Raw genomic sequence first — 9,010 nt, forward strand, 5'->3', positions numbered from 1 at the left:
GGGGAAAGGAGGCCAGTCGCGTAGCTGCTGTCCCTGCCGCGATCTCGCTCACGCCCTCACGTCCGTCCCCCTCGACGCTGGCCAGCCCGCCTGCCGACCTGGCGTCGGGCGGACTGGGGGGATCAGGCGCGGGTGCCGCGATCTCGGCCCTTCGTCGGTCGGGTCGGCGGGCTTGCTTGGCGCTGCACGCTGATCTGGTGGTGGGTGTGCGGCGTGGGGGAAGGGGAGTCCGGCCGGGGTACCGCCGCGACTACCGCTCCCGCGTCTTCCGCGCCCCGTCCGCCCCGCAGCCGCTGCCCGGGCGGACCGCGGCGAACGGCTCGGCCGGGCTGCCGCAGGCCGCCTCGGGCGCCGCCGGCCGGCCGGGGTGTCACTCCTGCCGCGATCTCGGGCCTTCGTCGGTCGGGTCGGCGGGCTTGCTTGGTGCTGCGCGCGGATTTGGTGGTGGGCAGGTGGACCGGCCGCGTGGCCGTCACGCTAGTTGCGGCCTCGGTAGCCTCCGCACGTGCACGACCGCCCGGTGATCGGGGATGCAACGGTGGTGCCGCCCGGCTGATGGCGGGCGGGGACCGGGGCGTGGCCGTCGCTTCTGCCCCGCTGCCGTCTTCCGGGCCGACCGGCTTGCCTGCGGATGAGGGAAGTGCGGGCGGCGTGATGGACAGGCTCCGGGGCGCAGCCGGTGGTTCGGCCGGCCGGGCGTCTTCGCTGCTTCGTGGTGACGGGGCGCGGGTGTGGCCGTCGGTCTGGCCGTGCCTCCGTGCGGGGCGGCTGTTCCGGGGCCGTTGGTGCCTGCCGGGCTACTGGCGGGTGGCGGCCGCGATGGTGTCGTGCTGGACGGTTTCGACCGTGGCGGCGACGCCCAGGGTGCCGAGGGCGATGGAGGCGAGGACGGCGGCGCAGGCCAGGAAGCGGCGGTGGCGCTGGGGCAGGGGGAAGCGCGGTTCCTGGAGGGTCGCCTGGAGGCTGGCGTTCATGACAGCGAAGGTTGCATGCCGGTGTGAACGGTCGCTACGTGCGGGTGAAGTCCGGATGGGAGGTGGGCGTCGGCTTGGGCGACATGGGCAACGCCGCAGGTCACAGGCCCCCGGGGAGGGCCGTCGGGCCGCCCCCGGGGGGATGGTGGTTCACCCGTTCGGGGGGCGCCGGTTGCCCTTGCGGACGTCGGCCAGGGCCTCGCCGACGGCGACGCGGACGGCGTCCCGCAGGCCGTGGGTGGGGTGGAAGCGGGACGGTCCGGCGGAGGGGTCGGCGCGTAGTTCCTTCACCAGGGCGACGCACAGCATCAGCATCACCGCGACGAACGGCAGCGCGACCAGGATGGTGGCGTTCTGCAGTGCGGTGAGTCCGCCGGCCAGCAGCAGCGCGGCCGCGACGCCGCCCATCAGCACGCCCCAGACCACCACCAGCCAGGTGCGCGGGTGCAGCGAACCGCGGCTGGAGAGCGAGCCGAGCACGAGCGAGGCGGAGTCGGCGCTGGTGATGAAGAAGGTCATCACCAGCAGCACCGCGACCACGCTGGTCACCGTGCCGCCCGGGAGCGCGCGCAGCATCTCGAAGAGCGAGGCCTCGGCGCCCTGCGGGATGGTGCCGACGAGGTCGGCGGTGCCGGTGGTGTCGAGTCGGATCGCGGTGCCGCCCATCACGCAGAACCAGACGACGGTGGCCCCGCTGGGCACCAGCAGCACGCCGATCAGGAACTGCCGCACGGTGCGGCCGCGCGAGATCCGGGCGATGAAGGTGCCGACGAACGGTGCCCAGGAGAGCCACCAGGCCCAGTAGAAGATGGTCCACGAGCCGAGCCAGTCCTCGTCGGTGAAGGCGCCGGTCTGGGTGGACATCGTGGTCAGGTTGGAGAGGTAGCCGCCGACGGTGGAGGGGATGGTGTCCAGCACGAAGACGGTCGGGCCGACGAGGAAGACGAAGACCATGATCAGCGAGGCCAGCACGACGTTGGCGGTGGAGAGCCACTTGACGCCCCGGTGCACGCCGGAGAAGGCGGAGAGCACGAAGGCGGCGGTCAGCGAGCCGATGATCACCAGCTGGGTGCGCTCGCTGTTGTTGACGTCGGAGATGTAGCCGAGGCCGTCGGCCACCTGGAGGGCGCCGAGGCCGAGGCTGGTGGCGGAGCCGAAGACGGTCGCGAACACGGCGAGCAGGTCGATCGCCTGGCCGCGCCAGCCGTTGGCGCCGTGCTCGCCGATCAGCGGGATGAACGCGGCGGAGATCCGGTTGCCCCGGCCCTTGCGGAAGGTGGTGTAGGCGAGCGCGAGGCCGCCGATGGCGTAGATCGCCCAGGGGTGCAGGGTCCAGTGGAAGAGCGAGAATTCGAGGGCCTGCTGGGCGGCGGCCGCGGACTCGGGTTCGAGGCCCGAGCCGGGCTGCGGGGCGGCGAACAGCTGGAGCGGTTCGCCGACGCCGTAGAACATCAGGCCGATGCCCATGCCGGCGCTGAACATCATGGCGACCCAGGCGGTGGTGGAGAACTCCGGCTGGTCGTCGTCGCGTCCGAGCCGGATCCGGCCGAAGCGGCTGAAGGCGAGCAGGACGGTGAGGACGAGGAAGACGTCGGCGGCGACGACGAACAGCCAGCCGAAGTTGTGCAGGACCCAGCCGAGGGCGGTGCTGGAGGTCCGGCCGAGCGAGTCCTCGGCGAAGACGCCCCAGGCGACGACCGCGAGCACCGCGACGGCGCCGACCCCGAACACGATCCGGTCGAGGGGGAGGGTGGCGGCCGGCTCCTCCGGCGGTTCGGGCGGCTGACTGGTCATGGGGTGCCTCTCGCGACGGACTGGCGGACCGACGGCGTGCGTCGACGACATGATCGAAATCGGGATACATGTCGTACTATGTCCAGTCCTCGCCGGGAGTGGCGGCAGGGCACGCCGGGGAGGCGCGACCTGAAGGCGTGTCAGGCGGAGCGGGCGTCAGGCGGTCAGGCGGCCGCGTACGGGAGGGGCGGCGGCACGGCGGCGTCCAGGTACCCGGCCAGGGCGTCGCGGCTGCGGGTCAGCTCGTCGATGCGCGCGTCGAGCTCGGCCAGTTCGCCGCGGAGGGTGCCGAGCAGTTCGGGGCAGGCCAGCAGGGCGGGGAGCGGCCCGGTCGCGCAGGGGAGGATCTGCGCGATCACCCGGGTGGACAGGCCCGCCGCGAGCAGGCTGCGGATCTGGCGGACCCGGACGGTGTCGCGCTCGCCGTACTCGCGGTAGCCGCCCGCCGAGCGGGTGGGTTCGAGCAGGCCCTGTTCCTCGTAGTACCGCAGCAGGCGAGTGGACACCCCGGTCAGGCGGGCGAGTTCTCCGATGCGCATGACCGGACGAACGCCCCCGTCCGGCGGGGTGTTCCCCGTCCCGTCGGCGGGACGGACCCTGGGACGGACCCTGGGACGGACCCTTGGGCACGCATCGAGTCGTGATCACCGGCTCAGGTTCCGGGGAGGATGCGGCGCGTTTCGTAGGCCCACATCGCGATCTCGACCCGGTTGCGGGCGCCGAGTTTGGCCATCAGGCTGGCCAGGTGCGTCTTCACCGTGCTGAGGCTGATGTGCAGCGCATCGGCGACCTCGGTGTTGGTCAGCCCGCGGGCGACGGCGAGGAGCACCTGCTCCTCGCGGGCGGTGACGGGGGAGACCGGCTGGACCGCGGGCCGGCCGGCGGGCAGGTCCGCGAACGCCTGGAGCAGGCGGATGGTGACGCTGGGCGCGATCAGCGCCTCACCGCCGGACGCCGACCGTACGGCTTGGGCCAGAAGGTCCGGTCCCGTGTCCTTGAGGAGGAATCCGCGGGCGCCGGCGCGCAGCGCGCCGTAGACGTACTCGTCGAGGTCGAACGTGGTGATGACGACCACGGCCAGCGGGTCGGCGACGCCCGGGCCCGCGACCAGCCGGGTGGCCTCAAGCCCGTCGAGTACGGGCATGCGGATGTCGAACAGGCAGACGTCGGGGCGCAGTTCGCGGGCCAGACGTACCGCCTCCCGCCCGTCGGCGGCCTCGCCGACCACCTCGATGCCGGGCTGGGCGTTCAGCAGGATCCGCAACCCGGTGCGGATGATCGTCTGGTCGTCAGCGACGAGGACGCGAATGGACACCGCTCCCGCTCCTCCCTCTCGGCAGTTCGGCGTCGACGTGCCAGCCCCGGTCGGTCCCCGGGCCGGCCCGTAGTGTGCCGCCGAGCAGGGTCGCGCGCTCGCGCAATCCGGTGAGTCCGTATCCGTCGCGCCCCCGGCCGGTGCGCCGGCCGTTGTCGCGCACGCTCACCCGTACCGTGTGCCGTTCCGCGGCGACCCGGACGACGAGCTCGGTCGCGTCGACCGCGTGGCGCAGCGCGTTGGTCACCGACTCCTGCACGATCCGGTAGACGGCCGCGTCCACGGTCGGGGGCAGCGCGTCCAGTTCGCCGTCGAGCCCCAGGTCGACCCTGAGGCGACCACCCGGGGTGCGTACCAGGCGCTCCAGATCCGCGACTCCGGCAGGCGGTGCCAGCTCGGCGCCGACCCGGGGGTCGCGCAGCGCGGCGACCATGGCGCGCATCTCCTCCAGCGTGCGCGCCCCTTCTTCCTCGACCCCCTCCAGCGCCTCGACGGCGGCGGACGGGTCGGTGTCCGCGAGCACCCGGCCCGCCTGGGCGCGGATCACCATCGCCGAGACGTGGTGGGCCACCGTGTCGTGCAGTTCCCGGGCGAGCCGCTCGCGCTCGCGGGAGCGCACCTGCTCCAGTTGCCGCTCGTGAGCGGTCCCACGGAACCGCACGGCAGCCCCGGCCAAGCCGGGCAGCGTCAGGAAGACGAAGCCCCCGACCTGTTCGGCGGCCGGGGTCCGGTACGTGACGGCGCACAGTGCGAAGGCCGCGAGGATCACCGCGCCGCCCAGCACGATCTCCCGTCCCGACCCCCACCGGGGCAGCGCGTACACCAGCACGAGCACGACCGCGGTGGTGTCCAGGCCGACGGGCTCGCGCGGTGCGGCGACCAGCGAGGCCACCTGGAGCAGGATCACCGAGCCGAACGCCAGCGTCACCACCGCCAGCGGGTGGGTCCGGCGCCACAGGGGCAGCAGGCACAGCCAGACGGCGCACACCACCGCCACCGGCCGCCACACGACGTTCTCGCGCAGGGCGGCCTCCAGCGCCACGCCGGCGAGGCCCGCGGCGAGCAGTGCCCAGTCCCGCCGCACCCGGGCGGGCGCGTCGGGCGGCCGGGGTTCGGTCCACAGGGTTCGCAGGTCGTCTCGCAGCATGGTTCTCAGCCTAGGGACCGCGCCGCGCCGCGCATCGGCCGAAAGGACGGGGCGTCACTCCGACCCGGGGCCGACGGATCCGCGGCCCGCGAGCCGATGCCGCGGAGCGCCGTGACGGCGAACCTCGGCATCGGCGGCCGCACAAGGACGGCCGCCGAGGTGGTTGGAGGAACCGATGCTCTCGAAAGTCCTGTTGCGCCTGGGCACAAACGCCGCCCGGCACCCCTGGCGGGTGATCGCGGCATGGCTGGTCGCCGCCACGCTCGCCGTCCTCGCCGCCGTCGCCTTCGGTGGGCGGCCCGCGGACTCGATGACCGCACCGGGACTGGACTCCCAGCGGGCCGCCGAACTGATCGAGCGGGCCGGCACCGGCCAGGAGGGGATGACCGCCCACGTGGTCGTCACCCCCCTCGACGGCGGTGCGACGTTCTTCGGCGACGACGGCGCGCGCACCGCACTGACGCGGCTGCGGGCCGAGGTGACGCGGCTGCCGCACGTGCTCGGCACGAGCGATCCGGCGGGGGCGCTCGACGCGGGCGGGGACACCGCCGTGCGCGGCGGCCTCGTCTCGGCCGACGGGCGGATCGCGGTCGTCCGGGTGCAGTACCCCGACCAGAGCCGGCTGTCGGCCGAGGACCTCGACGCCCTGGTCGCTCTCGGCGACCGGCTGCGCGCCGAGCTGCCCCTGCGCGTCGAGATGGGCGGGAACCTCTTCTACGCGTTCTCCGACGCCGATGGCGGCCTGAGCGAGCTGATCGGCCTCCTCGCCGCGGCCGCCATCCTGTTCCTGGCGTTCGGTTCGCTCGTCGCCGCCGCGCTGCCGATCGGCATGGCGGTCTTCGGGCTGACCGTCGGGGTCGCCACGATGACGGTCCTGGCGGGGGTGACGGACGTCCCCACCTTCGCGCCGGTCCTGGGCAGCATGGTCGGGCTGGGCGTGGGCATCGACTACGCGCTGTTCGTGCTCGCCAGGCACCGGGAGTACCTCGCGCGCGGGCTCGATCCGCAGGAGGCGGCCGGACGGGCGGTGGCCACGGCGGGGCGGCCCGTGGTCTTCGCCGGCGGCACCGTCGTCGTGTCGATCCTCGGCATGGCGGTCGCGAACGTGCCGTTCATGACGGTGGGCGGCCTCGCCGTCTCGATCGTCGTCCTGACCATGGTGCTGGCGTCGGTGACGCTGCTGCCGGCCTTCCTCGGCGTGGCCGGCCCGCGTCTGGGCCGGGCCGGCCGGATCGTCCGGGCACTTCGGGCGGGCCGGCCGGGCCGGTCCGGCCGGCGGCGGGACACGGAGGCGGGCGCCGTCCCCGCCGCCGGGTGGCGTCGCTGGATCGGGCACGTGAGCCGGCACCCGGTGCCGTACGCGGTCGGCGCGGTGGGGCTGCTGCTGACGGCGACGCTGCCCGTGCTCGGCCTGCGCGTCGGCCTGCCCGACGACGGGTCGCTGCCCCAGAGCCGTACCGAGCGCCGCGCGTACGACCTCGTCGCCGAGGGGTTCGGCCCGGGCACCAACGGTCCCCTCGTCATCGCCGCGGACCCCGCCGGTGACCCGGGAGTGCTGGACCGGCTCGTCGCGACGGTCGCGGCGGATCCGGGCATCGCGTCCGTCGCGCCGACGCACGTCGACCGGGCCACCGGCATCGCGACCCTCGTGGTGTTCCCGACCACCAGCCCGCAGGACAAGGCCACGGCCGACACCATCGCCCGGCTGCGCACCGAGGTGCTGCCCGCGGCGATCGGGCCCGGCCCGGCCAGGGCCCACGTCGGCGGCGCCGCCGCGAGCCTGTCCGATGTGGGCGAACGCACCAGCCAACGCCTGCCGGTGTTCGTCGCCGCCGTGCTGGCGCTGTCGTTCCTGCTGCTGATGCTGGTCTTCCGCTCGGTACTCGTACCGCTCAAGGCGGTACTGCTGAACCTGCTGAGCATCGGCGCGGCCTACGGCATCATGGTCGCGGTCTTCCAGTGGGGCTGGGGAGGCGCACTCATCGGGCTGGAGGCGACGGTTCCGATCGTGTCGTTCATCCCGATGTTCCTCTTCGCCATCCTGTTCGGCCTGTCGATGGACTACGAGGTGTTCCTCCTCTCCCGGGTACGCGAGGAGTACCTGCGCACCGGCGACAACGGCACGGCGATCGTCGAGGGCGTCTCGGGCACCGCCCGGATCATCACCTCGGCCGCCCTCATCATGGTGGCGGTCTTCCTGTCCTTCGCCGTCGCCGACGACCCCTCCGCCAAGATGTTCGGGCTCGGCCTGGCCACCGCGATCTTCATCGACGCCACGGTCGTGCGCATGGTGCTGGTACCGGCGACCATGACGCTCCTCGGCCGGGCCAACTGGTGGCTGCCGGGGTGGCTGGACCGGATGCTTCCCCGGGGGCCGGTCGGCATCGACGCCGCCGACGACACCGACCTGGAATCCACGGGCGGGGCCCCTCGTCCACGGCTGGTTGACCGTTGACCCGACTCCCCGCCCGCCCTCGGCGTCCGGAACCTCGGCGCGTCCCGCACATTGATCACGACCCGATGCGCGCGCCCTGGACGGTGCCGGTGAGGAAGCCCGTGAGCAGGGCCCGCAGTTCGGGCAGCCGCTCCAGCACGGGCAGGTGGCCGGACGTCAGCTCGGCCAGCCGGGCGCCGGGGATGCCCCGGGCGAGCGTGCGGTGCTGCTGGGGCGGCACCAGGCCGTCCTCGGTGGTGGAGACGACCAGGGTCGGCACGGTGACGCGGGACAGTTCGGCGCGCACGTCGGCGCGGCCGGCGAGTTCGAACTGCCAGCGGAAGCCGGCCGGGACCGGGGCGGCGGCCAGTTCGGCGCGCAGCGCGGCGAACCGCTCGGCGGGCAGCGCGTCCACCCAGCTGCGGCCGAGGACGCCGGTCAGCGTGTGGTCGGCCCACAGGGCGGGGTGCCCGGTGAGGGCGATGACGTGGTCGGCGCGCAGCCGCAGCTGCCGCGAGCCGCCGGCCACCCCGGCGAGCAGCAGCAGTGAGCGGACCCGGCCGGGGTGGCGGGTGGCGATCCGGACGGCGACGGCGGCGCCGAGCGAGTAGCCGGCGAGGTCGAAGCCGGCCAGCCCGGCGTCGTCGGCGGCGGCCACCAGGCGGTCGGCCAGTTCGTCGAGCGAGTGCCGTGCGCCGGGTTCGTCGGGGCTGTCGCCGGAGCCCGGGTAGTCGGGGGCGACGACGGTGCGGTGGGCGGCGAGGTCGTCGAGCAGCGGGCCCCAGTTCTCGTGGGCGCTGCCGCCCGCGCCGTGGGCGAGCAGCAGTCCGGGGCCGGTGCCGCGGACGGTGCGGGCGAGCGGCGCGGCGGGGGTGGGGGAGGGGGAGGCGGTCATGGCGGTGCTCCTGTTCGGGCGGTCCGGGCGGTCCGGGCGGTCCGGATGGGACGGTTCGGGGATCGGCGGGCGGTCGGCCCGCTCCGCACGGTAGGAGTTCACACCGGTGTGAGGGTCAAGTCCTGGTTCGCCTGACGGGGCGTCCGCGGCGGCCCTATGATCCGACCGTGACCGGGGGACCGCGCGCCGTGATACCCGCCGGGCGGCCCGTGGCCGTCGCCGGCGCCGCAGGCGCGCCCGTCCCGTTCTGCCGCGGCCGCTGTCGCCGCCGTTGTCGCTGTCGCTGAGCCTCCCCCCGCCGTCGCACGTCCGCGGCTGTTCGCGCGTCACGACCACCACCACCCTGACTCGAACGGGAGTGTGCCGATGTCCTCGTCCGACATCCCCTCGGAAGCCGCCCGCGACGGGCTGAACGGCCACCGGCGGGGCATCGAACGCCGTGAGCTGCTGC

Annotated in this window: 7 protein-coding genes; 1 reads left to right on the forward strand and 6 read right to left on the reverse strand. The window is 74.2% G+C overall.

What is annotated here, in order from left to right:
- Positions 1-797: 797 nt before the first annotated feature.
- The 5 genes from ABD308_RS35060 to ABD308_RS35080 form a co-directional block, all read right to left on the reverse strand.
- Positions 798-974, reverse strand: a complete 177-nt coding sequence (locus tag ABD308_RS35060; RefSeq protein WP_344344017.1) for a hypothetical protein — start codon at positions 972-974, stop codon at positions 798-800.
- A 150-nt stretch (positions 975-1,124) separates the two neighbouring features.
- The gene (locus ABD308_RS35065; protein ID WP_344344019.1) at positions 1,125-2,768 is read right to left on the reverse strand and encodes a BCCT family transporter; all 1,644 of its coding nucleotides are present in this window, start codon (positions 2,766-2,768) and stop codon (positions 1,125-1,127) included.
- 164 nt (positions 2,769-2,932) lie between these two features.
- Positions 2,933-3,307 (reverse strand): MerR family transcriptional regulator, encoded by a 375-nt coding sequence (locus ABD308_RS35070; RefSeq protein ID WP_344344021.1) that lies wholly within the window; start codon positions 3,305-3,307, stop codon positions 2,933-2,935.
- Positions 3,308-3,420: 113 nt separating this feature from the next.
- Positions 3,421-4,083 (reverse strand): response regulator, encoded by a 663-nt coding sequence (locus tag ABD308_RS35075; RefSeq protein WP_344344023.1) that lies wholly within the window; start codon positions 4,081-4,083, stop codon positions 3,421-3,423.
- Positions 4,058-5,230 carry a sensor histidine kinase gene (locus ABD308_RS35080; RefSeq protein WP_344344025.1) on the reverse strand — a complete coding sequence of 391 codons (1,173 nt, stop codon included), beginning with the start codon at positions 5,228-5,230 and terminating at the stop codon, positions 4,058-4,060. Before ABD308_RS35080 ends, ABD308_RS35075 begins: the two co-directional genes overlap by 26 nt.
- Positions 5,231-5,405: 175 nt before the next feature.
- On the opposite strand from ABD308_RS35080, the gene ABD308_RS35085 reads away from it, so the two are divergent.
- Positions 5,406-7,685, forward strand: a complete 2,280-nt coding sequence (locus tag ABD308_RS35085; protein ID WP_344344027.1) for an MMPL family transporter — start codon at positions 5,406-5,408, stop codon at positions 7,683-7,685.
- A 55-nt stretch (positions 7,686-7,740) separates the two neighbouring features.
- Here ABD308_RS35085 and ABD308_RS35090 read toward each other — a convergent pair whose 3' ends face one another.
- Positions 7,741-8,559: an alpha/beta fold hydrolase gene (locus tag ABD308_RS35090; RefSeq protein ID WP_344344029.1), complete on the reverse strand. Its 819-nt coding sequence runs from the start codon at positions 8,557-8,559 to the stop codon at positions 7,741-7,743.
- Between the last annotated feature and the right edge of the window lie 451 nt (positions 8,560-9,010).

This window comes from Kitasatospora putterlickiae (assembly GCF_039527695.1).
GTDB classification, from domain to species: Bacteria; Actinomycetota; Actinomycetes; order Streptomycetales; family Streptomycetaceae; genus Kitasatospora; species Kitasatospora putterlickiae.

Coding starts and splice junctions, on each gene's coding strand:
- ABD308_RS35060 (WP_344344017.1), bottom strand. CDS start 974: ATGAACGCCAGCCTCCAGGCGACCCTCCAGGAACCGCGCTTCCCCCTG.
- ABD308_RS35065 (WP_344344019.1), bottom strand. CDS start 2,768: ATGACCAGTCAGCCGCCCGAACCGCCGGAGGAGCCGGCCGCCACCCTC.
- ABD308_RS35070 (WP_344344021.1), bottom strand. CDS start 3,307: ATGCGCATCGGAGAACTCGCCCGCCTGACCGGGGTGTCCACTCGCCTG.
- ABD308_RS35080 (WP_344344025.1), bottom strand. CDS start 5,230: ATGCTGCGAGACGACCTGCGAACCCTGTGGACCGAACCCCGGCCGCCC.
- ABD308_RS35085 (WP_344344027.1), top strand. CDS start 5,406: ATGCTCTCGAAAGTCCTGTTGCGCCTGGGCACAAACGCCGCCCGGCAC.
- ABD308_RS35090 (WP_344344029.1), bottom strand. CDS start 8,559: ATGACCGCCTCCCCCTCCCCCACCCCCGCCGCGCCGCTCGCCCGCACC.